The organism is Streptomyces sp. NPDC001507, from assembly GCF_042894765.1.
Lineage (GTDB): Bacteria > Actinomycetota > Actinomycetes > Streptomycetales > Streptomycetaceae > Streptomyces.
On the sequence record NZ_JBIAVV010000012.1, the window covers coordinates 163953 to 189045 of the forward strand.

The window sequence follows — 25093 nt, forward strand, 5'->3', positions numbered from 1 at the left end:
GAGGCCGGCGCCGGCGCCCGTGGGGTTCACGGGTGCCGGCGCAGCCGCGGGGTGAAGGCGGCGTGGAAGAGGGTGGAGGCGGCGCCGACGGCGGCCGCCTCGTGGATGCTCACGGAACGTTCGACGTGCACCCGCCGCAGCCGGCGGGCGGTCGGGAAGTCGTTGACGGCCCGTTCGATCTCGGTGAGGTAGATGTCGGCCGCGGGGCCGGTGCAGAACGGCCCGCCGACCACGACCAGGCCGACGTCGAGCAGGTCGATCAGCGCCAGCGCGCCCCTGCCGATCGCCCGGGCCGCCTCGCGGACCGTCGGCGGGTCCTTCGGCACCTGGGCGGCCGCGCCCGTTCGGTGGCCGTCCGCGCGGGTGAGCACGTGCCGTGCCGGGTTGCACTCGGGCAGCACCTCGGGCCGGCCCGAGGCCTCGACACGGCCCAGGGTGACCGCGCAGAGCTGGCCGAACTCCCCCGCGTTGGCGGTGAGTCCGCGGTAGATGTCGCCGTTGAGGATCAGGCCCGCGCCCACGCCCGTGCCGAGATAGAGGTAGACGAAGTCGCGGGCACGGCTCTCCCGGCCGATCCAGCGCTCGCCGACGGCGGCGGCGGTGGAGTCCTTCTCCACCAGGATCGGGCAGGAGAAGCGCTGTTCGAGGAGGCTGCGCAGCGGTACGTCCTTGAGGACCCCCATCAGCGGCGGGTCCAGGACCGTTCCGGAGACGGTGTCGACCGGGCCGGGCACCACCACCCCGAGCCCGAGGAAGCTGTTCTCGCGCACCGCCTGCCCGGTGTTGGCGAGGACGGCCTCGCCGAGGGCGGCGATCTGCGCGACGACCGCGCCGGGGCGCGGCTCGGGGGTGATCTTCTCGACCCGGCGGGCGACGATGCGGCCGGAGAGGTCGACGAGGACCGCGGTGAGCACCTCCGGGTCGATGTGGATGCCGAGGGCGTGCGCGGCGTCGTCGCGCAGCCGGACCAGGCCGCGCGGTTTGCCGACGGTGGAGTGCTGCCGGCGTTCCTCGACGAGCAGGCCGCGGTCGAGCAGCGAGCGGGCGATGCGGGAGACGGACTGCTGGGTCAGCCGGGTGCGGTCGGCTATCTCGCCGCGGGTGATCGACCCGGCGAGCCGCACCGTCTCGATCACCACGCACTCGTTGAAGGAGCCGAGGTCGATCTGGTTGGCGCCGCCGCTGCCGGCCGGTGCGGCCGCACGCAGCGGCCCGGCTCCACCGGGCGGGCTCTCCCCGGGCGCGGCCGGCAGCGGCTCGCGGATCCAGCGCACCGGTGCCGGGCCGTCCAGGTCCGCCGCCAGGTCCAGCAGGACACGGGCCGAGGAGGAAGGGTGCCGGGAGGCGTCCAGGGCGAGTACGGCACGCAGGAAGGAGACCGGGCCGGTGCGCTCGGGTGGCTGGTGGAGTGTCACCCGGGCCCGCCGGCAGAGCTCGTCGAGGCCGGTGGCGGCAGGACCGTGCAGGAGGACCAGGTGCAGGGCGGCACGGGGGTGGGCGCGGCGGGCGGCGGCGAGGAAGACGCTCACCGCCTGGTTGGGTTCGGCGGCCGGGCGGCCCGGCGGGCGGGGGGCCGGACCGGTGGGCCCGGCCGGAGCGGGCTCGTGCGAGTCCAGCGCGTGGGTGAACGCCGCGGCCACGGCCGCCAGGGCGTCGGTGGGCGGCCTGACCGCGGGGCCGGCCGGCTGACCGAATGCGTGCGGCCGGAGGGCGAGCAGCACCAGGGTAGGGCCGGTGCCGTGGTGGACACCGACCACCCACACCTCGCCGTCGGCGAGGGCGGGGGTCAGCGGGGGCAGCGGGCCCCGGTCCGCCTGGCCCAGGTTCCACCGGCGGCGGGCGGCGGCGACCGCGGTGTGCGAGCAGCCGAGCCGCCGTCCCACGCTGCGGGAGGAGCGCCGGTCCGGTGGGGCCAGCAGGGTCTCGGTGACCACGTCCCCCTCGTCGACGACCCCGGGCCGGCCGGACTGCGGGCGGCCCGCGAGCCCGGCCGTCCCCTGCGCGGCGTAGCGCTGCCGCCAGGTGGCCACGGTCTGCCGGGAGACGCCGAGCCTGCGGGCGATCTCGGAGTTGTGCCGGCCGAGGGCGGCCTGCAGGACGATCGAGGCGCGCAGGGCACGTGGCCCCGGGCCCGCCGCCCACCGGCGGAGGATGTCGAGTTCGTCTTCCGCCGATGGCCGGGACGGCGCGTCAGGCACCGGCACCGCCTCGGGTGCGGTGGGAGGTGACGAGCGGGACCGGAACACGAGGCCTCCCGGGGACCGGCAGGGGGGTGAGTCGCACCGTGGTGGTCCCCCTTCTCTTCGGTCCCTCCGGACCGCTCCGGCGGGTGGCATCGTATCCGTGGATGGAATCGCTGGTCAGCGCCCGGACGCCGGGAATCTCCGGGGCGGGGTCGGTGCCGTCGTGCACGGTGGTTCTCCTTCGGGGAGGAAGGCAGGTGGGCCGTCCTCAGTTCCCGGCAGTGGTGAGCGAGACGCTGTGGATGTACAGCGGCTTCGCCGGGTCGGTGGCCGCGAGCCTGAGGTCGGCCTGGAGGTTCTGGGCCTCGTCGAACTGCGCGCCGGTGAGGGTGAGCGTGGCGGTCTGCCAGCTGCCGGTTCCGTCGCCGGTGACCGTCGGCCCGTTGTGGTAGGCGTCGGTCGGGGTGTCGTACTGGACGGTGAAGCCCTGCCCGGCCTCGGACCAGTAGGTGACCTGGACGGTGACGGTTGCCGCGCGGGCCACCTCGCTGCCCGGGTCGAGCTGGAGGTAGGCGTTGGCGCTGCCGACTCCGGTGCGGTCGGTGGTCCAGGTCTCGTAGGCGCTCTGGCCGCCGAGGGTGACGGTGTCGAGGTTGCCGTCCGCGCCCTGGCCGGTGGCGCCGACGTTCTGGAAGACGGCGCCCGACGACCCGTCGTTGCCGCCCGCGGTGGCGCCCACGGTCGTGGCGCCGCCGGAGGTGGTGGAGCAGGAGCCGGGTACGGGGGTGCCGGCCGGTGCCGGACCGGGCACCAGCTTCCACTCGCGGAGTTCGGCCGTGCCCAGGCCGAGCGGCACGCAGGCGCCGCCGTCGCTCTGCGGCACCTGCGGCAGCGCCTTGCCGGTCGCCGCGTCCACCGCGTGGTAGCGGCCGGCCTTGAGACCGAGCCCGCCGGGACGCAGGACGACGGCGCCGTCGTACGGGAAGTAGGGGTTGATCTCGGCCAGCACCAGCTGGGCGCTGCGGTGGTCGGCGGCGGTGGTGGGCACCACCTGCAGGGCGTGCGCGCTGCTGAGTTCGGCGTAGGCCGGAGCGTACCGGGTGAGCTGGTCGCCGCTGCTCAGCACGGTGCCGCCGGCCTGCCGGTACGCCGTCACGTTGGCGTCGGTGCCGTTCAGCGGCAGCACCGCGCGGAACTTGGACAGGTCCGCCGCGTGGTTCTTGACCTCGTCGCTGGTGACCACGGCGAATCCGCTCTGGTGGCGCGACCACAGGGCGGTGAGCTGGTTCTCGACGGCGTTCAGGCTGCCGCCGGCGGCGTTGCCCCAGGCCTTGGAGTAGTCGAAGTAGACCGCGACCGGTACCTGCGGGTAGGAGCCGGACAGGCTTTGCAGGGTCGGCAGCGCGCCGGTGTAGATCGGGTAGGCGATGACGTCCTTGGAGGTGCCGTCGTGGATGAAGAAGTCCTCGCCGCCGCCGTAGGGGAAGCCCATGCCGTAGTTGGAGATCCACTGGACGGCCTGGGCCGGCATCTCGGCCTCGGTGGGCGCGGTCCACTCCTGGGCGAGCCGGACGTGGTAGCCGCGGGCCAGGCTGCCGAAGGTGAGCGTGAGGCCGGGTGACTGGGCGGCGTCCTCGATGACCGTCAGGTCATACCTGCGGGCCAGGCTGAAGAAGATGTCGGGCAGGTTGCCGATGTCGGGGGCGTTGGAGATGTGCCCGCCGAAGTAGTAGTAGAGCGGGCCGGAGGAGACCTTGCGGACGGCGGCGGTCAGCCGGTCGTAGGTGTCCTGGACGCTCCACTGCCGGAAGTTCTGGTAGACGCCGGCCAGCGGCTCGCCCGGGGTGGCGGCGGGCACCTCGGCGAAGGAGCCGTAGGAGGTGCCGTTGGCCGCGTTGAAGCGGACGACGGTGCCGTAGGTGTGCGGCAGCCAGTGGTCGTGGAAATGGGCGACGTCGGCCGGTGCCCAGCCACCGTTGCCGTTGTTGCTCCACTGGGCGTCCAGACGGCCGTAGTTGAGGATGGAGCCGCCGTAGCCGGGGTTGCCGGTGATGTGCCGGACGGTGGTGGTGACGTAGTCGAAGTAGGCCTGCTGCTCGCCGGTGTCCCACCAGGCGGGGGCGATGCCGGTGCCGCCGCTGCTGGTGATCTCCTTGCTGGTGATCCACGAGGCGGGGCTGCCGCCCCAGCCGGCCTGCCAGAAGATCGGCACGATGCGGATGCCGGCGGCCTCGGCGTGGGCTAGTTCGGTGTCGAGCTCGGTGAAGTCGTAGCTGCCCTGGGCGGGTTCGATCTGGTTCCAGGGCATGTTGATCTCGACGCTGTTCATCCCCTTGGCCTTGACGGCTTCGAACTGGGCCGTGGACCAGGGGGTGCCGTGGTCGTCGAACTGCAGCTGGGTCGCCCACAGGGTGGACGGACCGCTCTGCGCCGTGGCGGCCGCGGCCGGGGTCGCGGCACCGGCCGGTACGACCGTGCCCGCGGTGGCGAGGACCGCCGCGGCGGTGGCGAGCAGTGGAACCGTTCTGCGTCTCGACGACTTCGATGTGCGCAGCATCGGCTGAGCCCTTCCGGGTGAGTTGAGTGGGGACACGGACCGGCGGTGCTTCTCCAGGGCCTCCCGTCGGCGCGGCAGCATTATGGAAAACCATGAGTGTTACCAAGACAACAGCTCCGCCGAAGAACCTGCCCAAGATTTCAATTCAGCGGCATCCACCTGCACAGATGCCACCACCAGTGCGCGAATACCGATGTTTCCACCAGCCGTTTGTAAGAGAAGTCCCTTGTCATCCGTCAGAATTCTCCCTGCGCATCGCCTTGACGCACCGCCCACACCGCCACATGCTTCGGATCAATCTCCGGGACTCCCGTCGGCCATTTCCCGTACCTCCCACCGAGGAGCGACATGGTCGTCAGAAGCCGTTACCCCAGCACCCCTTGGCCCCGCGCGCTCAGTGGCACGAGCCGCGTCCTGGCCGCTGCCGCCGCCTGTGCGCTGGCCGCTGCCGGACTCTCCGCGTGCGGCAGCGACAGCGGCGGCTCGTCCGAGAACACCCTGGTCGTCGCCGAGTGGACCAACGCCGCCGCGGTGGCGCAGACCGAGAAGATCAACGCCGCCTTCGAGAAGGCACACCCGGGCGTCAAGGTCAAGCTGCAGACCGCACCGACCGCCGCCAACGCCTGGCCGACGCTGCAGAACTCGCTGCTGGCCTCGAAGAACGTGGACGTGCTGGCCCAGTTCCCGCCCACCCCGGCGGCGTTCCCGCCGGAGCAGACGAACATCAAGGTCAACGGAACCGCCGCGCTGATCGCCAACAACCAGTTCATGGACCTGAGCAAGCAGCCGTTCATGAAGCGCTTCGACCTCACCGCGCAGAAGTACGCGATGGGCTACAAGGACGGCATCTACGGCGTGATGACCGCCGAGTACGTCAACAACACCGGCCTCTGGTACAAGAAGGACCTGCTCGACAAGTACGGCCTCCAGGTGCCGACCACGTACGGCGAGTTCGTCTCCGACCTCAAGCTGCTGAAGTCCAAGGGCCTCAGCCCGGTCTACGTGGCCGGCAAGGACGGCTACCAGAACATCATCTGGGCCGGGATCATCAACCAGCTGATGATGCAGGACAAGCCGGCCACCGAGGCGCAGTCCGTCTACCAGCAGCGCGCCCAGGACTTCTGGGACGGAAAGGCGAACTGGGACGACCCGCTGTACCAGGACGCCGCGAGGCGCTACGAGGAGATCATGTCCTACATCGAGCCCAACGCGGCGGGCGTGCCCGCGCAGACCGCGCCGGGGGTGTGGGCGTCCAACACCGACGACTACCCCTTCTTCGTGGACGGCTCGTACGACGGCAACACCATCGCGCAGGCCAACCCGAAGCTGAACTTCGGCTTCTTCGCCGTCCCCGGCACCGACAACGCCGCCTGGAACCGGCCGGCGCTCGCCCCCGACCTGTCGTGGTCCGTCCCGGTGTGGGCCAAGCACAAGAAACTGGCCCTGGAGTACCTGGACTTCTTCACCCAGAAGACCAACTACGCGGCCTGGGTGAAGGCCACCGGCTCGATCTCCACCGAGCCCGACGTGCAGACCCCGTCACTGTCCTGGACCGACTGGCTGACCGCGAACGCCTCGAAGGGCTACCCGAACTCCACCCAGCCGTGGATTCCGACCACCGGGTCCTCGACCTACGCGGGCGGGCCGAAGCTCCAGGACGTGCAGCCCTTCGGGAACAAGCCGATGACCACGGCGCTCTCCGAGTCGGCCAAGGCGTACTCGGCCAGCGTCAAGCACTAGGAGCGCACCGTGTCCACCTGCCCCTTCGGCACCCGGCGGACCAGGCGCTGGATCCCCTGGCTGTCCATCTCGGTGCCCACCGTCGGCTGGCTGGTGTTCGGCCTGTACCCGTCGCTGGCCACCGTCTACTACTCGCTCACCCAGTACTCGGGGCTGCCCGGCACCCCGACCAACTTCTGCGGTCTGTGCAACTACCGCAACGAGTTCACCGGTTCCTGGCCCGACCTGTCGGACAGTCTCGTGGTGACCGTGAAGTACGTCGCCGGAGTAACGATCCTTCAGATCGTGGTCGGCCTGGGACTTGCGCTGGTGCTCCAGCGCCGGCGGACGGGCTACGGCCTGTACCGGGCGCTGATCTTCATGCCGCAGATCTTCTCCGTGACCATCGTGGCGGTGCTCTTCTCGCTGCTGCTGGATCCCAGCAACGGTCCGACGGAGAAGGCGTACCACTCGCTGTTCGGCGGCACCAACGCCTTCCTCGGCAACCCCGACTGGGCGATCTGGCTGATCGTGCTGATCAACGTCTGGATGTTCTCCGGCTACACGATGCTCGTCTACATCGCCGGGCTGCGCCGTATCCCGCCCGAGCTCTACGAGGCGGCGTCGCTGGACGGAGCCGGGCGGTGGAAGACGTTCTGGAAGATCACCTGGCCGATGCTGGCCCCGGCGACCACCGTGAACGTCTTCCTCACCGCAATGGGCAGCATCGGCGAATACGCCCTGGTCCTGGTGCTCACCGACGGCAACTACGGCACCAAGACCCTGGGGATGTACATGTTCGACACGGCCTTCGGGCAGGACTCCAACCTCGGCCGTGGCTCGATGCTGGCCATGCTGCAGTTCGCCTTCACCCTGGTCGTCGGCGGCGGCCTGCTGTGGGGGCTGCGCAGGCGGGAGGTGTCGCTGTGAGCCTGCAGACCGTACGTCCGCAGCGGCGCTCCCGTCCCGGGGCTCCGGCCCAGGCCGCCCCGTCCGACCGGCGCCGCCTGGTGCTGCGCGGGCTCCGGCTCACCGGGACGCAGCTGTTCTGCTTCGTGGTCTCCGCCGGTCTGTTCGCCCTGCCGCTGGTCTACCTGCTGCTCCAGGCGTTCAAGCCGTACCAGTCGTTCCTGAAGGATCCGACGGGGATGCCGGACACCTGGACGCTGAGCAACTTCAGCGACGCCTGGACGCAGGGCGACTTCGGCACCGAGATGGTCAACTCGCTGATCTACGCCGTGGTCCCGGACGTCATCACCCTGATCCTGGGGGTGTTCCTGGCCTTCCCGATATCGCGCGGCTGGTTCCGGCGCTCCAACGCGCTGTACGGCTTCTTCGTCTTCTCCGGCTTCATGCCCGCCGGCCTGATCCCGCTGTTCGTGGAGGCCAAGGCGCTCGGCCTGTACGACAGCCGGCTGGGGTTCCTGGTCCTCACCTCGCTCGCCGGCGCCGGTTTCTTCTTCTTCGTGGGCTACATCAAGTCCATCCCGCGGGAGCTGGACGAGGCGGCGGCGCTGGACGGCTGCGGGTATGTCCGGTTCATCTTCCAGATCGTCATGCCGCAGATGAAGCCGGCCCTGGCGACCTTCGGCGTCTTCGGTTTCGTGGCGTCCTGGAACAACCTGATCCTGCCGCTGATCATGCTGAACGATCCGGGACTGTGGCCGGTGACCCGGGGGCTGTACGGGTTCTTCGGTGAGCACACCTCGCAGTGGCCGCTCATCGCGGCGGCCACGGTGATCGTGGCGGCCCCGATCCTGGTCGTCTTCGCCCTGCTCCAGCGCCATCTGGTGGAGGGCGTCGCGGGCGGCGCGGCAACCGGCTCGGCGGGCGTCGGTACGACGGCCACGGCGGCGGTCGCCGCGGAGGAGTAGCAAGGCCCACAGGCGACACGACCAGGGGGGCCGCCGGTTCCGGCGGCCCCCCTCTTACCCGTCGCTGGTACGGGCTGACTCTTACCCGTCGCTGGTACGGGCTAAGGCGCTTCCAGCGCTCCGTCCGGCCGCCGTACCTGGGCGGACCAGCGCTCGTGGAGGAACTTGACCGGAGGGAACCGCCCGGCGGCCTTCTCGTCGAGGGCGACGCCCCAGCCGGGCTCCTCGGAGGGGCGCAGATGGCCGTCGGCCACCACCGGCGTGCCCGGGAAGACCTCGTGGGTGGCCTCGTTGTAGTCGTGCGACTCCTGGAAGCCGAAGGCCGGCGAGGAGATGTCGACCGCCAGGTTGGCCGCCACCCCGACCGGCGAGATGTCGCCCGGGGAGTGGAAGGCCGTGCGCACGCCCAGGAGTTCGCAGAGGGCCACGAGCTTGCGGGTCGGGGTCAGCCCGCCCACCGAGGAGGTGTGCAGCCGCAGCAGGTCCACTCCGCCGTCGCGGACCAGCCGGACCGCGTCCGGCACCGAACCGAGCTGCTCGCCGACCGCGACGGGCACCGGGGAAGCCGCGCGTACCGCGGGCAGGTGGTCGTAGAACTCCGGGGCGACGACGTCCTCCAGGAAGGACAGCCCGTAAGGTTCCAGCGCCCGCGCCAGCACCACGGCCTGCTTGGGCGTCAGCCGGCTGTGCACGTCGTGCATCAGGTTGACGCCGTCGCCCAGCCGTCCGCGGGCGGCGGCGAACAGGGCCGGGGTGGAGCGCAGGTAGCGCTCGGGGTCCCAGCCGTCGGGGTGCGGTGAGCGCGGGTAGCCGCCGCCGGTGCCGGGGGCGCCGTACGCGCCGAGGCCGGGCTGGCCGGTCTGCAGCCGGACGTTGCGGTAGCCCGCCTCGATCAGCTGCTCGGCGCGGTCGAGGGTCTCCCCGATGGTGGGGCCGGCCGCGTGCGAGTAGACCTCGACGGCGGCCCGGCAGCGTCCGCCGAGGAGTTCGTGCACGGGCAGCCCGGCGCGCTTGCCCGCGATGTCCCACAGGGCCTGGTCGAGCCCCGACAACGCGTTGTTGAGGACCGGGCCGTTGCGCCAGTACGAGGAGTAGTGGACGAGCCGCGTGATGTCCTCGATGTCGGCCGGATGGCGGCCCACGGCGAGCGGCCCGATGTGCTCGTCCACGGCGGCGGCCACGGCGGCGTAGCGCTGGGTGAAGGTGGCGCAGCCGAGTCCGTACAGGCCGTCGTCGCTGGTGTCGACGCGGACGACGACCAGCGGGGTGCCCTCGGGCGCGGTGACGACGGCGCGGACCCGGGTGATCCGCAGGCCGTCGCGGTGGGTCCAGGGTGGCCGGGCCTGGGGCAGCCCGCCGTCCGGGCCGAGGAGGCGGTCGGGGCCGGAGAGGCGCTCGGGTTCGAGGGGGCGGTCGGGGTCGAGGGTACGGTCGGGGTCGAGGGGGCGGTCGGGGTCGGTGCGTTCGGACATGCCGGAGTGCGGCGGGATGCTGGGCACTCTCGTCCTTCCGTCGGGCTGTGGGATTCATCCGTCGGGCAGTGGGCTCCATCCGTCGGGCAGCGGGACCGGACGGACGGCTACTTGAGGGCGGTGCCGCCGACGATCCGCAGGTGCGCGGCGGTCGGCGGGCGGGTCGTCACGGTGACCGGGAGCACCGTCACCTCGGGGGCCGCGGCCGGCGACCGGCCGGCCGCCCGCTCGGTGACCCGGCGGTGCAGCAGCCGCATCGCGGTGTCGCCGATCTCCCGGGAGGGCAGCGAGACCGCGGCCACGGTGAGGGGGAGCACGTCGAAGGGGCCCGCGTCGTCCATGCCGGCCAGTTCGACGTCGCCGGGGACCTCGTAGCCGAGCGCGGCCAGGTCGTGCGCGGCGGCGGCCAGCACGTAGCCGTTGGAGCAGAGCAGGACGTCCGCCGGGCTGTCGCCGCCGAGCAGCGCGGCCAGCCGGGCCCGGCGCTGGTCGGGCGGGAGGTCGCGGTAGCGGCGCAGGACCGTGAGGTCGGGGCGGATCGGCAGCCCCGCCTGCCGCAGCGCCTCGACATGGCCGGCGAACCGGTCGCGGACGCTGCTGGTGTCGGTCTCGTCCCACAGGGTGGCGATGGTGCGATGCCCGGCGGCGAGCAGGGTCTTCGTCAACTCCCGTCCGATGGCGGTGTTGTCGGCGACGACCGCGTCGTGGGCCAGGTCGGGCCGGTAGCGGTCGGCCATCACCAGCGGAACGCCGGAGTGCTCGACCTCCGCCCAGCCGTCGTGGCCGCCCGTGCCCTCCGCGGGGTAGACGACGATGCCGCTCACCCCGTCGCGGACGGCGTCCAGCAGGGCGCGGCTCTCGCGCTCCGGGTCGCCCTCGCAGTGCCGCAGGTAGAGCCGGTAGCCGAGTTCGGCACAGGCCGCCTCGACGCCGGCCAGGATCTGGGAGACGTGCGGGCCCTGGAACTGCAGGATGCAGGCGATGGCGCGGTCGGCGCTCCCGCCGCGGCGCACTCCCCGGCCGGGCTGCTCGGCGACGAAGGTGCCGAGACCGCGGCGGCGCACCACCCAGCCCTCGGCGGCGAGTTCGTTCAGCGCGCGCACCGCGGTGGCATGGCTGACACCGAACCGTTCGCAGATCTCCCGCTGGGTCACGAAGGGCACGCCCGGTGAGTACTCACCGGAGGCGATGGCCTCCAGGAGCGTGCGCTTGACCTGCGCGTAGAGCGGGGGGCGAGGTGCGTCGTCGGCCGCGCCGCCCGCCGGTCTGCCGCCGTCCACGATCGGCCTCCTGAGGTTGGCCGGGATCTCGGTGCGGATCTCGGTGCTGATCTCGGTGGGCGTCAATTTAGCATGTCAATCTCACCCACCGATCGGCCAGAAGCCGTCCATGGCAGCTCATTCACGAGTATTGACATGCTAATTGACCGGTTCCTAAGGTCTCGATCGTCCGGCGTCACGCTCGCCTTCCATCGGAAAGGGCACATCCGACGTGAAAGTCCTGGTCACCGGTGCGGCAGGAATGCTCGGGCGCGAAGTCGTCCGGCAACTCGCCGACAGTGGCGAGCATGTGCGTGCCCACGACCGCGTCCGGCCGGACGGGCTCGTGGCCGACGAGACCCTGCTGGGTGATCTGCGCGAGCCCGCGTCGATCGAGCCGCTGGTCGACGGCGTGGACGCGGTCGTGCACGCCGCGGCCCTGCCCGCGCCGACCATGGGCACCCCGGACGAGGTGTTCACCATCAACGTGGAGGGCACCTGGCGGGTGCTCGACGCGGCGGCCCGGGCGGGAGTGCGCCGGCTGGTGTACGTCTCCAGCCTCTCCGCGCTGGGCCTCGCCTGGTCGCGGGTGGACCGGTCCCCCACCGGGATCCCGGTCACCGAGGAGCATCCCTACCTCGCGGAGGACGTCTACGGACTCTCCAAGCGCGTCGGCGAGTTGATCGCCGAGACGACGGCCCGGAAGTACGCGGGGGACGGGATGAGCGTGGTCAGCCTGCGCTTCCCGTTCATCGGCAGCGGAGCGCGGCTGCGCGAGCACCTCGACTGGGTGCACCGGGATCCCGGCAACGACCGTGCCGGGCTGTGGGCCTGGCTGCACACGGCGGACGCGGCCCGGGCGGTCCTCGCCGCCCTCGACCGCACCCCGGCCGGCCACCACCTCGTCAACGTCACCGCCCCCGACACCACCTCGCTCCGGCCCACCCGTGAACTCCTGCGCCGCTACCACCCCGACACCCCGGTGACCGGGGCCCCCGAGGGCTTCGGCACCCCGTACTCCCTGAGCCGCAGCCGCGAGCTCCTCGGCTTCACGGCCCTGGAACGGTGGCGGCATGTGCCCGACTCAGAAGGGACCAGCACGCCATGACCGAGCAACCCGGGACGACACCCAAACACGCCCTGGTGGTACGCGGCGGCTGGGACGGCCATGTGCCGGTCCCGGCCGGCGACCGCTGTGCCGCCGCGCTCAAGGAGGACGGCTACGCCGTCACCGTCTCCGACACCCTGGACAGCTATCTCGACGCCGGGCTGCTGGCCGGCACCGATCTGATCGTGCAGTGCTGGACGATGGGCTCGATCACCGGCGAGCAGTCGGCCGGCCTCGCGGCCGCCGTCCGGTCGGGCACCGGGCTCGCCGGATGGCACGGCGGGATCGTGGACGCGTTCCGCCAGGACACCCGGTACCAGCTCATGACCGGTGGTCAGTTCGTGCATCACCCGAGGGAGTTCAGCACGTACGAGGTCCGGCCGCGGCCGGAGCAGGCCGGGCACCCGGTGCTGGCCGGGATCGAGCCGTTCACCGTCACCACCGAGCAGTACTACCTCCACATGGACCCGGCCGTGGAGGTCCTCGCCGACTCCGTGTACGAGCCGGACCCGGACCACCCCGAACTCGACGGGACCGTGGTCCCGGTCGTCTGGACCCGACGCTGGGGCGCGGGCCGGGTCTTCGTCATCACCGTCGGACACAACATCGCCGACCTCGACGTTCCCGAGGTCGACACCATGCTGAGGAGGGGCATGCGATGGGCGACCCGCTGAACCACCGTGACAACCCGCTGCGGATCGGCCTGGTGGGCGCCGGCCAGATCAGCGGCGCGTACCTCAGCACCTTCCCCCGGCTGGAGAACCTGCGGCTGACCGCCGTCGCCGACCTCGACCTGGAGCGCGCCAAGGCCGCCGCGGCCGACGTCCCCGGCGCCCGGGCGCTGGCGCTGCCCGAGCTCTACGCGGCGGACGACGTCGACCTGGTCCTCAACCTCACCGTCCCGGCCGCCCACGCCGAGGTCGCCCACGCGGCGATCGCCGCCGGCAAGCACGTCTACGGCGAGAAGCCGCTGGCCGCCACCACGGCCGAGGCACGCGCCGTCCTGGACGCGGCCGAACGGGCGGGGGTACGGGTGGGCTGCGCCCCGGACACGGTCCTCGGCACGGGTGTCCAGACCGCCCGGGCCGCCCTGGACGCGGGGGACATCGGGGCTCCGGTCGCGGCCACCGCGTTCATGACCACGCCCGGCCACGAGCGCTGGCACCCGGCGCCGGAGTTCTACTACCGGCCGGGCGGCGGCCCGCTGCTCGACATGGGCCCGTACTACCTCACCGCCCTGGTCACCCTGCTCGGCCCGGTCCGCCGGGTCACGGGCTTCTCCTCCACCGTCCGCTCCACCCGGACCATCGAGAGCGGCCCGCGCGCAGGCACCGTCTTCCCCGTCGAGGTGGCCACGCATGTCACCGGCGTGCTGGAGCACGCGAGCGGCGCGCTGTCGACGCTGGTCATGAGCTTCGAGGTGTGGGCCGCCCAGCTGCCCCGGATCGAGGTCTACGGCACCGCCGGTTCGCTGTCCGTGCCCGACCCCAACGGCTTCGACGGCCAGGTGCGGCTCTTCCGCGCCGAGGGCGACGGCTGGGAGGACCTTCCCGTCCGCGGCGGATACGCCGGCGCCTCCCGCGGCTACGGCGTCGCCGACCTGGCCCGCGGCCTGGCCGCCGGCACCCCGCACCGCGCGTCCGGGCACCTCGCCCAGCACGTCCTCGACGTGATGGAGTCGCTCCTCGCCGCCGGCGAGAGCGGCCACGCGGTGCCGGTCACCACCGACTGCGAGCGCCCGGCGGCCGTCCCCGCGGGCGCCCGGCCCGAGGAGGCCTGACCACATGGCCGGAACACTGCGGGTCGGAATGGTCGGCTACGCCTTCATGGGTGCCGCGCACGCCCACGCCTGGCGTACCGCGCCGCGCTTCTTCGACCTGCCGCTGCGGCCCGAACTGACCGCCGTGTGCGGGCGCTCCGCCGCGGAGGTCCGGACCGCCGCCGCCCGCCAGGGCTGGGCGGGCACGGAGACCGACTGGAAGCGGCTGGTCGAGCGGGACGACATCGACCTGATCGACATCTGCACCCCCGGCGACAGCCACGCCGAGATCGCCCTGGCCGCGCTGGCCGCCGGAAAGCACGTCCTGTGCGAGAAGCCGCTGGCGAACACGGTCGCCGAGGCGGAGGCGATGACCGCGGCGGCACAGCGGGCCCGCGCCGCCCACGGGGCCCGGGCGGCGGTCGGCTTCAACTACCGCCGGGTGCCCGCGGTCTCGCTGGCCCGGCAGCTCGTGGCCGAGGGCCGGCTGGGCCGGATCCGGCATGTGCGCGCGCAGTACCTGCAGGACTGGCTGGTGGACCCCGAGGCCCCGGTCACCTGGCGATTGCGCGCCGAGCGGGCGGGCAGCGGCTCGCTGGGCGACCTGGGCGCGCACGCCGTCGACCTGGCCCAGTTCCTCACCGGTGAGCCGATCACGGGCGTGAGCGCGGTGCTGGAGACCTTCGTCCCCGAACGCCCGGACCCGGCGGGTGGCCGCCGGCCGGTCACCGTCGACGACGCCGCGGCCTTCACCGCCCGCTTCGGCGGCGGCGCCCTCGGCGTCTTCGAGGCCACCCGCTTCGCCACCGGCCGGAAGAACGCCCTGCGCATCGAGGTGGACGGCGAACTCGGCGCGCTCGTGTTCGACCTGGAGTCGCTCAACGAACTCGGCTTCTACGACCGTGCCGAGAGCAGCCGCACGGCGGGCTTCCGGCGCGTCCTCGCCACCGAGCCCGAGCACCCGTACGCCGCCGCCTGGTGGCCGGCCGGCCATGTCCTCGGCTACGAACACACCTTCACGCACCAGGTCAAGGACCTGGTCGAGGCGATCGCGGCCGGGACCGACCCGACCCCGTCGTTCGCCGAGGGCCTGCGCGTCCAGCGTGTCCTGGACGCCGTGGCCGCCAGCGCCCGCACCGCCAGCGTCTGGACGGCCGTGACCGACTGAGGCACACCACCACCCGACCACTGCGGAACAGGAGCCACCATGCCACGACCCGTCACCCTGTTCACCGGCCAGTTCGCCGACCTGCCGCTGGAGGAGGTCTGCCGGCTGGCCGCCGACTGGGGCTACGACGGCCTCGAAGTCGCCACCTGGGGTGGTCACTTCGAGGTCGACCGCGCCCTGCGGGAGGCCGGCTACCTGCCGGGGATGCGCGCCCTGCTGGACAAGTACGGCCTGAAGGTCTGGACCGTCTCCTGCCACCTCACCGGGCAGGCCGTCTGCGACCACCCCATCGACGAGCGCCATCAGGCGATCCTGCCGGAACGGATCTGGGGCGACGGCGAGGCCGAGGGAGTACGCCGGCGGGCCGCCGAGGAGATCAAGGACACCGCGCGGGCCGCGGCCGCCTTCGGCGTGCGGACCGTGGTCGGCTTCACCGGTTCGTCGATCTGGCACACCGTCGCCATGTTCCCGCCCGCCCCCGCGGAGATGATCGAGCGCGGCTACACCGACTTCGCCGACCGCTGGAACCCGATCCTGGACGTCTTCGACGCCGAGGGGGTCCGCTTCGCGCACGAGGTGCACCCCTCGGAGATCGCCTACGACTACTGGACAACCGTCCGCACCCTTGAGGCCATCGGCCACCGCCCGGCGTTCGGCCTGAACTTCGACCCCTCGCACTTCGTCTGGCAGGACCTGGACCCGGTCGGCTTCCTGTACGACTTCCGGGAGCGGATCTACCACGTCGACTGCAAGGACGCGGTACGCCGGCTCGACGGCCGCAACGGCCGCCTGGGCTCCCAGCTGCCCTGGGGCGACCCGCGGCGCGGCTGGGACTTCGTCTCCACCGGCCACGGTGACGTGCCCTGGGAGGCCTGCTTCCGGATGCTCAACTCGATCGGTTACGCGGGGCCGATCTCCGTGGAGTGGGAGGACGCCGGCATGGACCGGCTGGCCGGCGCGCCCGACGCACTGGCCAGGGTCCGGGAGCTCACCCGCATCGAACCGGCCGCCGGCTCCTTCGACTCGGCGTTCAGCCGTAATTCCTGACACACCGGCGTCGGCGCTGGTCAACAGGGCTGCCCGGCCGTTGATCGCTTCGACGCCGGGAGCAAGCCGCAGTAAACTGGTCGAGCAGTCGAAACGAGTGTGTGGCGGGCTCCGGCCACTGAAAAACCGCCGGCCGGCCGACCGTTTCCTGCCGTCGGAAAAACTCGGGCCGTCGTTCCACGCGTCGCTGTGGCCCGGCATGTGGCCCGGTAGACGGGACAAAGGGGGGTTCGCCTCGCGAGCCGGGGAGCGATCCGCGGGGCCGGGCAGCGGAGGCCGGCCATGGCACGACCCCAACTCCAGTTCGGTGGCGTCGAATCGGAGACCCATCCGTGGCATATCCGCCTCGTCGAACATCCGAAGCGCTTCGAGTCGGCGCACTTCCGTGCCGCCAAGGAAACGGTCCACAAGATCCTCCGCCAGATGAACGACACCGACCTTCCCTACGGTCCCCGACCCGTCGATCCGGGTCCGGGGCCGAAAAGCTCCGAGCGCTGGGAGATGCACCACGGCGGCAGCCTCTGGGTCAGGGCAGCCGACCACTGGCTGATGTTCCGTGCCCGGGTCGGCATCGAGTGGAGCATGCAGTTCTGCGCCGACCCCGCGAAGGTCGACCGGCTCCGCCAGGAGGCCGCCGAACTGATCGCCGCCTTCCCCCTCACCCTGCCCGCCCTGACGCAGTTGGGCTACGAGCGGGCCGAGGAACTGCTGCGCACGCCGATCAAGGACGCCGACGGGGTCGAGGCGTGGACCGACTCACTGTTCAACGCGTGCGTGCCGCTCAGCCACGGGAACCACCAGGGCATCCTCCCCAAGGTGCCCGGCGAGCACCACTACCCCTGGCCGGTGAAGGGCGCGGACTTCGTCCGGTACGACGACTTCCAGCTGTGGGTGACACTGCCCGACGGCACTCACGGAGCCGTCGCTCCGGTGGATCGCCGCGGCTCGGGCGACGGCGCGGTCCGTCTGGCCTTCGTCCCCGAGGGCAGCGAGGCCGCTGCGTCGATCTCGGAGGCCCAGGAGCGCGGGCTCATGGCGGTGCTGCCGGCAAGCAGCGACGTGGCCCTGCAGGCCTTCGCCCAGCAGATACCTCCTGGCCGGCACACCGCCGCCGGTCCGCTTGCCGCCGGTGCGGCACGGCGCGGCAACCGTGTCCAGGGCCAGTCCGATGCCGGAGGGGAGCACTGACATGCCCCGCGCGATCGTCATCTGCCTCGACGGCACGGGCTGTCAGGTAGGCGCGAACAACCCCACCAATGTGGTCAGGCTGACGGAGATGCTGGACGCGGACGATCCGACCCGGCAACTCGTCTACTACGACCCCGGCGTGGGAACCATGGCGTCGCCCTCCGCCGGCGGCCCCGTCGGCCGACGGCTCTCCCGCCTCTGTGGGCTCGCCTTCGGCAGCGGACTGCGGACCAACCTCGCCGAGGCCTACACGTACCTCGTGCGGCAGTGGCGTCCCGGCGATCTGGTGTACGTCTTCGGCTTCAGCCGCGGCGCCTACACCGCCCGGGCGCTCGTCGGCATGCTCAACAAGCCCGGCCTCATGCGTCCGGGCTCGGAGAACCTCGTGCCGTACGCAGTGGCGAAGTACGCCTTCAACCAGGACATCGACCGGAGCGAACAGGAGGTCGCCCGGTTCTCGCACGCGTTCTGCCGACGCACCGACGGCGAACCGCTGTGGGCGGAGGTCAAGCAGAACAACCCGCGGCAGGTCTCGCACCACGCCCTGCCCGTGGCCTACCTCGGCGTGTGGGACACCGTGAAGGCGGCCGGGCTCCTGCGCCTGGGCAGTCTGCAGTGGCCGTACACCCACCAGTTGCCGAACGCGGCCCGCATCCGGCACGCCGTGTCGCTCGACGAGACCCGCCGCCCCTACCGCGAGTTCCTGGTGACCCGCCGCCCGGAGCGTCCTGACACCGCCGAGGAGGTGTGGTTCGCCGGAGTGCACTCCGATGTCGGCGGTACCTTCGAGCATGCCGAGGGCGCGCCTCTGCTCTCCACGATCCCGCTGAAGTGGATCACCGACGGTGTCACCGGGGACCTGGTGTTCCGGGACAAGGCATACGACACGACGTGCGCGGTCACCGAGGAGTTCGCCGGTGCTCCCGTGCACCACAACGGCCCGCTGTGGATGCTGGTGGGCCGGCGCTCCCGCCCCCTGCCCGACGACGCCGTCTTCCACAGCAGCGTGAGACTGCGCCGCGAACGGGACCCCGGGTACCGTCCGGACCTGCCGGATCCACAGCAGCCGGAGCGCTGGGCCGACCCCGACTGGACCAAGCCCGTCCCGCCCCCGGTGGGATGACGACCAGAAAGGTGGTGTCCCACCACATACCCCTCTGCCGTGCGCCTTCCTCCGATGTGGCGACACCCGGTCGTCCCCGTCGACGCCAGGAGGTGGCCGGCGGGATCTCCCTGTGCTGGTAGAGCGCCACCAGACGTCGTTTCGTTGATGGCGGTGTCCTGTCCCCGGAGTTGAGCGTTCGGCCCGGCGTGGGGACGTCGCCGTGGATCGTGCCTGACGAGCTGTGGGATCGTCTGGAGCCGCTGCTGCCGCGACGCGAGCGGTGCTTCCGGTACCCGGGCCGTGTCCCGGCTGAGCGAAGGCCGGTCCGCCGGTCACGTGCCGGTGGCGCCCAGCAGGAGGTCAAAGGCGTCCGACGGGAACACCGCCCCGTACTTCACCACCTACGTCAACAGCATCAACCACGCCGACTTCGCCGTCACCGGGGACACCGTCACCGGGCGGCGCGGCGGTCACGCCACGCTGCACGCCACGGTGATCGACCGGGGGCCGGCGGTGGTGGAGGACCTCCTCGACGACGACGCCTTCCTCCCGGTCCTCGTCAAGCTGCCGCCCGGCACGAAGGCCACGAAGATCCCGGACAACTGCCAGCCGCCGCCCACGGACGACGGGTCGGACCCCGGCCCCCGGATGGGCCGGTCCTCCTACCAGTGCTCCTTCGGCGGCCCCGCCCCGGGCGACAGACACGTCCTGTCGTTCACCGTCGCCATCGGCCCCCGTACCCCAGCCGTCTCCACGGGCCAGGTCCGCACGCTGGAGGTCATGAAGGGGCTCGACCCCGACGCCTCCAACGACAGCGCGGCCCTGACCCTGCGGCTGGCGCAGGGCGGCTCCGCGACCGGAGCGTCCGGCTCCGTTTCGGGCGGCCCCTCCGCAGGGTCCGGACTGCTGGCCGACACCGGATTCGGCGGCGGCCGGATCGTCTGGGGGGCCGGCGCGCTGCTGCTGGCCGGCGGTACGGCCGTGGCGCTCTCCCGACGGTCCCGCGGTGGGAACTGACACGTCGTCCGGGTGTCAGCACCAGTGCGCGGACAAGGCCAAGCCGCCGACCGGCATGCCCCACAGGCCCGTTGCTCCGTACCTCACGCCGAGTTCATGGGGCGGTCAGCCGCCGTCCCCCCGGACGCGCGCCGACGCCGCCGCCTGCTCGCGGCGCAACTGAGCCATGGCGCAAGAGCGACAGGTGCGACCCCTTGAACGCCGGTGGGGGAGGCCAGAGGATCCAGTGATCTTTCGCTCTTCGCCGCGTCTCAGGAGTCTTCTTTGCCCAAGGTTCCCATCCCCCGGCCCGGGCCGATCGCCCTCGCCGTGGCGGCCGCGCTCACACTCGGCGTCATACCGGCGACTGCCGCTGTGTCCGCGTACTCCGCCGGTGAGGTGTCGCACAACGACGCCGGACACCACACCCCCGGCGATGCCGGCACGCACACCGTCACCCTGATCACGGGTGACAAGGTCACCATCGGGACCGCCGCCGACGGCACCGTCGTGCGCTCCTTCCAGGCCGCGAGCGGAGCCACCACCGGCTTCCACCGCGTGGTCGTGGACGGCGCCACCTATGTCTACCCCGACGCCGCCCTGCCGTACGTGAGCGCCGGCAAACTCGACAAGCAGCTCTTCAACGTGACGCGGCTGATCAACGAGGGCTATGACGACGCGCACAGCTCCCGGCTGCCGCTGATCGTGCGCTACACCGGAGCCGCCGCCAAGGCCCGCACCCGGACCAAGATGGCCGGCTCGACCGACGTCCGCCGCCTGGACAGCATCCAGGGCGCGGCCCTCGCCCAGAACCACAAGCAGGCACCGGAGTTCTGGTCCTCGCTCACCGGGGGTTCCGGCGCGGCGGCCCGGTCCGCCAAGCCGTCCTTCGCGGGCGGCGTCGCCCACGTGTGGCTCGACGGCAAGGTGAAGGCCGACCTGGCCGACTCCACCGCCCAGATCGGCGCGCAGAAGGTATGGGCGGAGGGCGCCACCGGCCAGGGCGTGAAGGTCGCGATGCTCGACAGCGGCGCGGACACCGAACACCCGGACCTGGTCGGGCAGGTGTCCGACAGCGCCAGCTTCGTCCCCGGCGAGGACGACATCGCCGACTACAACGGCCACGGCACGCACGTCGCCTCGACCATCGTCGGCACGGGCAGTGCCTCCGACGGCAAGGAGCGGGGTGTCGCCTCCGGCGCCCGGCTGGCCGTCGGCAAGGTGCTCAACTCCGAGGGCAGCGGTCAGGAATCCTGGATCATCGCGGGCATGGAGTGGGCCGCCCGCGACCAGAAGGCCAGGATCATCAGCATGAGTCTGGGCGGCGCCGGTGACAAGACCGACCCGATGAGCCAGGCCGTCGACGAACTCAGCCACGACACAGGCGCGTTGTTCGTGATCGCGGCGGGCAACGGCGGCCCGCACTCCATCAGCAGCCCCGGTGCCGCGGACTCCGCGCTGACCGTCGGCGCCGTCGACTCCACCGACACGCTCGCCGACTTCTCCAGCCAGGGCCCGCGTGACGGCGACGGCGGGCTGAAGCCCGAGATCACCGCACCCGGCGTCGACATCGTCGCGGCGCGCTCGCACTACAAGCGCGGCTCCGGCTACTACACCACGATGAGCGGCACCTCGATGGCGACACCGCACGTCGCCGGTGCCGCCGCGCTCCTCGCCGCCGAGCACCCCGACTGGACGGGCACCCAGCTCAAGGAGGCGCTGGTCAGCAGCGCCAAGGCAACCCCGGCGTACACCCCGTACCAGGCGGGCGCCGGCCGGCTCGACGCGCTGGCGGCCGTGCACACCACGGTCTTCGCCACCACGACCGCCTACTCCGGCTTCCACACGTGGCCCCCGAAGCCCGGAGAGACCGACGTCCAGACGGTGACGTACACCAACGTCGGCGACGCCCCGGCCGGCCTCGGCCTGGCGGTCGACGGCACCGTCCCGGCCGGGTTGTTCAGCCTCTCCGAGGACCATGTCACCGTGCCCGCACACGGCACCGCCGCGGTCACGCTGACCGCGGCCCTGGACAAGCTGGCGGGCGACCAGTCGGTCAGCGCCATGATCACCGGTACCGACGGCGCCGGGACGGTCCGCGCCCGGACCCTGATCGGCGCGGCCCGCGAGGGCCAGCGGCAGAATCTGACCGTGGTCGCCAAGGACCGTTCGGGCAAGCCGCTGCAGGGCCGGGTCGTCCTGACCGCCGAGCACCTCTTCACGGTGCTGGACCTCGACGCGTCCGGCACCGGCACGGCGCGGCTGCCCGTCGGCAGCTACAGCGGCTGGCTCACCGGTGACGTGCAGGGCGCCGAAGGCCCTCACTCGCGCGGCATGGTGCTGCTCGCCTTCAACGACGTGAAGCTGGACCAGGACCGTACCGTCACCCTGGACGGCCGCAAGGCACGCCGGATCCTGGCGCGCGTGCCGCAGCAGACCACCGCCGTCGCGCCGCGCCTGGATGCCCACCGGTCCTTCACCGACAGCCTGGTGGAGACGTCGATGCTGCCGGACCCGTCGTACGACAGCATCTGGGCGCTCCCGACCGACAAGAAAGTCACCGACGGCGAGTTCGAGACCGGCGCCCGCTTCCGCCTCGAACAGCCTGCGCTGACCGTGAGCACGAAGTCGACGACCTACAACGACCCGCTGGTCAAGCGTGCTGCCACGCCGCTGCCCGCCGGTACCCGGAACCTGACGGCGGTCTTCGCCGGTGACGGCACGGCCGGGGAGCTCGCGCAGCAGAACGTGCGCGGCAAGGCCGTCGTGGTGCGCGGCGCCGTCACGGCAGGGATCAAGGCCCAGGCGGAGGCCGCCGCGGCCGCCGGCGCCCGGCTGCTGCTGGTCGTCAACGACGGCGTCGGCCGCCTGCAGCCCTGGGACGAGAACCCCTGGAGCCCGGAGAGCCCGGCCCCGGTGACGGTGGCGACGCTCAACGCCGACCAGGGCGCCGACCTGCTCGGCCGACTTCGGCACGGCACGGTCTCGCTGAAGGTCACCTCGCACCCCACGACCGACTACGTCTACGACGTCGTGCACCACTGGACGGGCGCCGTTCCGGCGGACCCGACCTGGCGTGAGGAGTCCAAGGACCTCGGCCGGGTGAACGTCTCCTTCCGGAACTACCGGCAGGGCAAGGCGATGGAGTTCCGCCCGGACGTCTGGCGCGGCTGGGCCGTCGGCAACCAGCTCACCGCGCCCGCCCAGGGCGAGCGCACCGACTGGGTCACCGCCGGCACCACATGGCTTGACGACGCCTTCATCCAGGGCGAGACCGGGCAGCACTCGATCGACCCGCTGAAGTACCCGGCGGGCAAGACCGGCAAGGTCAGCTGGTTCGGCCCGATCCAGCGGCCCCGCATGGGGCCGATCAACTACCAGCCGGTGCGCTACCTCGACACGATGTACATCACCGCGCCCGGCTGGGGTGACTCGGGGTCCGGCCACGTCGGCGAGGCCGGCGCGAACTTCGACGTCAAGGACTGGATGTCGCTCTACCAGGGCGACCAGCAGCTCGACTGGGGCAACGCCGAGTACCTGCAGGTTCCCGGCCTCGGCGCCGAGCGCCTGCCCTACCGGCTGGTCCTCGACAACGACCGCGGCACCTGGGCCGACCCGTACTCGACGCACACGCTGACCGAGTGGGACTTCACCTCCGCGGTCACCGGCAGCGATGCGGCGGTGTCCCTGCCGCTCATCCAGCTCGACTACGGCGTGGACACCGACACGTCCGGCCGTGCCGACCGGCACGCCGGCCTGACGGTGACCGCCTCGCACCTGCCGGGCACCACGGCCGCCATCGGGAAGCCGACCGTCGAGGTGTCGTACGACGACGGTGCGACCTGGCAGCGGACCGACCTGAGCCGGGGCGACGGCGGATGGCGGACGAACCTGCGCGCGCCGCGGTCCGCCGACTTCGCCACCCTCCGGGTCGGCGCCCGGGACAGCGCGGGCAACACCGTCTCGCAGACGATCACCCGGGCCTTCGGCCTGCGCTGACGTCAACCCCCCGGGAGGTCACCCGGGACTGCACCGCGTGGGTGGGACCGCAGCCGGCGGCCCACCCACGCGGCGTTCCCGGGTGTCAGAGGGTCCATGAGGACACCTCGTCGCCGAACGGCAAGCGGAGTGCTCGTGGACCGCCTGTGACCCCGCGGAATGCGCGAAGAACGGGCTCACCCGGACCAATGGCTCCGCGACGTGACGCCGTCGACGGACGTGCGCCACTGGCACCACCACGACCAGGATCGCTTCGCGGAGTCCGGGGATCGCTGCATCGGCGAACCGGAGGACGCCGATCACCGGCCGGCCGTGCAGCACCTGCGTGATCCCGCCGCCCACGGCAGGGTCACCTTGCTCACCGCCACCAAGGACGTCGACCCCAGGGAGGCCGCCGTACTCGCCCGCTGGATCGGCTCCGTCGGCACAGCGAGCCGCCAGATCCGTGCTCCGTCATCCGGCGGACCTGGCGGACTGATCTTCGAGCTGCCCCCGGCAGAGATCGCCGTACATCCCACCGAGGGGCCGGCGGCAACCGTCGTGGTGCCTGGTCGCAGGGGCCGGCGGAATCATCCGCCGGGACGACCGCGTTTCCCCTGCGGGAACCCGGGCGGAGGCGGCCCGGACACGGAGAGAGGTGGCGGCATGCTGGAGACGGTGGGCCTGACGGCCGACGAGAGTGAGGTGTACCGCCTTCTGGTCGCCACCGGGACCGCGTCCGCCCAGGACATCTCCGGCCGCTCGGACCTCGACGTCGTGACCGCGCGGCTGCTGCTGCGCGCGCTGGAGCACAAGGGCCTGGCGTCGGCGGCCGAGGACAGTCCCGAATGGTTCACGGCCGTGCCGCCGCAGGTGGCCCTCATGCCCCGGCTCCAACGCCACTTCGACGCCCTGGAACAGACCCGTGCCGCCGTCTACGAACTGGCGGAGACACACCGCCGCAGCGCATGGGCCCGGAGCACGGGCGAGGCCGTCGAGATCATCACCGGCGCGGCGGCCCTGCGCCAGCATCTGCGCCAGCTCCAGCACGGCACCGACCGCGAGATGATGTGGTTCGTGAAGGCCCAGTACGTGGCCATGTCCCCGGAGAGCAACGAGGAGGAGTTCGAGGCGCTGGACCGGGGTGTGCTCTACAGGGCCCTGTACGAGCAGGCGTACTTCGACGACCCCGACGCGGTGGACTACGTCGTCAAGGGCGTGCGCGCCGGAGAGGTCGCCCGGGCGGTGCCTCTGCTGCCGCTGCGGATGGCGATCGCCGACCGCTCGGTGGCCATCCTGCCGCTGGCCGTCTCGGGCACATCCCGCAACCCCCGGGAACTACGGGCCGCGGTGGTGCGGGAGAGCAGCCTGCTGGACGCGCTCATCGCCCTGTTCGAACACCACTGGGAGATCGGTGCCCCGCTCCGGGTGACAGAGGAGGGCCAGATCGGCGGCGCCGGCACCACGGATGCCGCCTCGCCGGTCGGGGAGGACCGGCACCTGCTCTCCCTGATGGTCGCCGGCATGACGGACGAGGCGATAGCCGGACAGCTGCGGGTCAGCAAGCGCACCGTCCAGCGTCGCATCCAGGGCCTGATGAGCCTGGCGGGCGTCGCGACCCGGATGCAGCTGGGCTGGCATGCGGCCCGCCGCGACTGGCTCTGAGCACGGCGGACGCCG

At 72.0% G+C, this 25093-nt stretch carries 17 protein-coding genes and 1 pseudogene; 14 read left to right on the top strand and 4 right to left on the bottom strand.

Annotation, left to right across the window (positions count from 1 at the left end; all coding sequences use genetic code 11):
- Positions 1-26: 26 nt before the first annotated feature.
- Positions 27-2198: an ROK family protein gene (locus ACFY0K_RS34995; RefSeq protein ID WP_390643198.1), complete on the bottom strand. Its 2172-nt coding sequence runs from the start codon at positions 2196-2198 to the stop codon at positions 27-29.
- A 253-nt stretch (positions 2199-2451) separates the two neighbouring features.
- Complete coding sequence (locus ACFY0K_RS35000; RefSeq protein ID WP_390643199.1) at positions 2452-4740, bottom strand: beta-galactosidase; 2289 nt, start codon at positions 4738-4740, stop codon at positions 2452-2454.
- A 348-nt stretch (positions 4741-5088) separates the two neighbouring features.
- Here ACFY0K_RS35000 and ACFY0K_RS35005 point away from each other — a divergent pair, with 348 nt between their 5' ends.
- The 3 genes from ACFY0K_RS35005 to ACFY0K_RS35015 are packed head-to-tail and all read left to right on the top strand — an operon-like array spanning position 5089 to position 8333.
- The gene (locus ACFY0K_RS35005) at positions 5089-6480 is read left to right on the top strand and encodes an ABC transporter substrate-binding protein (protein ID WP_390643200.1); all 1392 of its coding nucleotides are present in this window, start codon (positions 5089-5091) and stop codon (positions 6478-6480) included.
- A 9-nt stretch (positions 6481-6489) separates the two neighbouring features.
- Positions 6490-7389: a carbohydrate ABC transporter permease gene (locus ACFY0K_RS35010; protein WP_390643201.1), complete on the top strand. Its 900-nt coding sequence runs from the start codon at positions 6490-6492 to the stop codon at positions 7387-7389.
- Positions 7386-8333, top strand: a complete 948-nt coding sequence (locus ACFY0K_RS35015) for a carbohydrate ABC transporter permease (RefSeq protein WP_390643202.1) — start codon at positions 7386-7388, stop codon at positions 8331-8333. Before ACFY0K_RS35010 ends, ACFY0K_RS35015 begins: the two co-directional genes overlap by 4 nt.
- 101 nt (positions 8334-8434) lie before the next feature.
- Here the strand turns inward: ACFY0K_RS35015 and ACFY0K_RS35020 are convergent, their stop codons facing one another.
- Complete coding sequence (locus ACFY0K_RS35020) at positions 8435-9832, bottom strand: enolase C-terminal domain-like protein (RefSeq protein ID WP_390643203.1); 1398 nt, start codon at positions 9830-9832, stop codon at positions 8435-8437.
- 80 nt (positions 9833-9912) lie between these two features.
- Positions 9913-11151, bottom strand: a complete 1239-nt coding sequence (locus ACFY0K_RS35025) for a LacI family DNA-binding transcriptional regulator (RefSeq protein ID WP_390643204.1) — start codon at positions 11149-11151, stop codon at positions 9913-9915.
- Between the two features lie 145 nt (positions 11152-11296).
- Between ACFY0K_RS35025 and ACFY0K_RS35030 the strand changes: the two genes are divergently transcribed.
- From ACFY0K_RS35030 to ACFY0K_RS35080, 11 genes and pseudogenes are all read left to right on the top strand, one after another.
- Entirely contained in the window at positions 11297-12172 is an 876-nt protein-coding gene (locus ACFY0K_RS35030) for an NAD-dependent epimerase/dehydratase family protein (protein ID WP_390643205.1), read from the top strand.
- Positions 12169-12846, top strand: coding sequence for a ThuA domain-containing protein (locus ACFY0K_RS35035; RefSeq protein WP_390643206.1), 678 nt, complete (start codon positions 12169-12171; stop codon positions 12844-12846). The genes ACFY0K_RS35030 and ACFY0K_RS35035 overlap by 4 nt, the downstream gene beginning before the upstream one ends.
- A complete protein-coding gene (locus ACFY0K_RS35040; protein ID WP_390643207.1) occupies positions 12831-13952 on the top strand; it encodes a Gfo/Idh/MocA family protein in 1122 nt (373 codons plus the stop codon). Before ACFY0K_RS35035 ends, ACFY0K_RS35040 begins: the two co-directional genes overlap by 16 nt.
- Before the next feature lie 4 nt (positions 13953-13956).
- Positions 13957-15099, top strand: coding sequence for a Gfo/Idh/MocA family protein (locus tag ACFY0K_RS35045; protein WP_390643208.1), 1143 nt, complete (start codon positions 13957-13959; stop codon positions 15097-15099).
- Positions 15100-15138: 39 nt separating this feature from the next.
- Positions 15139-16146 carry a sugar phosphate isomerase/epimerase family protein gene (locus ACFY0K_RS35050; protein ID WP_390643209.1) on the top strand — a complete coding sequence of 336 codons (1008 nt, stop codon included), beginning with the start codon at positions 15139-15141 and terminating at the stop codon, positions 16144-16146.
- A 252-nt stretch (positions 16147-16398) separates the two neighbouring features.
- Positions 16399-17334, top strand: a complete 936-nt coding sequence (locus ACFY0K_RS35055; RefSeq protein WP_390643367.1) for a DUF6424 family protein — start codon at positions 16399-16401, stop codon at positions 17332-17334.
- Position 17335: 1 nt separating this feature from the next.
- Positions 17336-18457 carry a DUF2235 domain-containing protein gene (locus ACFY0K_RS35060; protein ID WP_390643210.1) on the top strand — a complete coding sequence of 374 codons (1122 nt, stop codon included), beginning with the start codon at positions 17336-17338 and terminating at the stop codon, positions 18455-18457.
- A gap of 158 nt (positions 18458-18615) precedes the next feature.
- A pseudogene (locus tag ACFY0K_RS35065) lies at positions 18616-18765 on the top strand (IS5/IS1182 family transposase); the annotation flags it as partial.
- Positions 18740-19456: a hypothetical protein gene (locus ACFY0K_RS35070; RefSeq protein WP_390643211.1), complete on the top strand. Its 717-nt coding sequence runs from the start codon at positions 18740-18742 to the stop codon at positions 19454-19456. The pseudogene ACFY0K_RS35065 and the gene ACFY0K_RS35070, both read left to right, overlap by 26 nt.
- A gap of 264 nt (positions 19457-19720) precedes the next feature.
- Positions 19721-23434 (top strand): S8 family serine peptidase, encoded by a 3714-nt coding sequence (locus ACFY0K_RS35075; RefSeq protein ID WP_390643212.1) that lies wholly within the window; start codon positions 19721-19723, stop codon positions 23432-23434.
- A 159-nt stretch (positions 23435-23593) separates the two neighbouring features.
- Entirely contained in the window at positions 23594-25078 is a 1485-nt protein-coding gene (locus ACFY0K_RS35080) for a helix-turn-helix domain-containing protein (RefSeq protein ID WP_390643213.1), read from the top strand.
- Positions 25079-25093 lie beyond the last annotated feature (15 nt).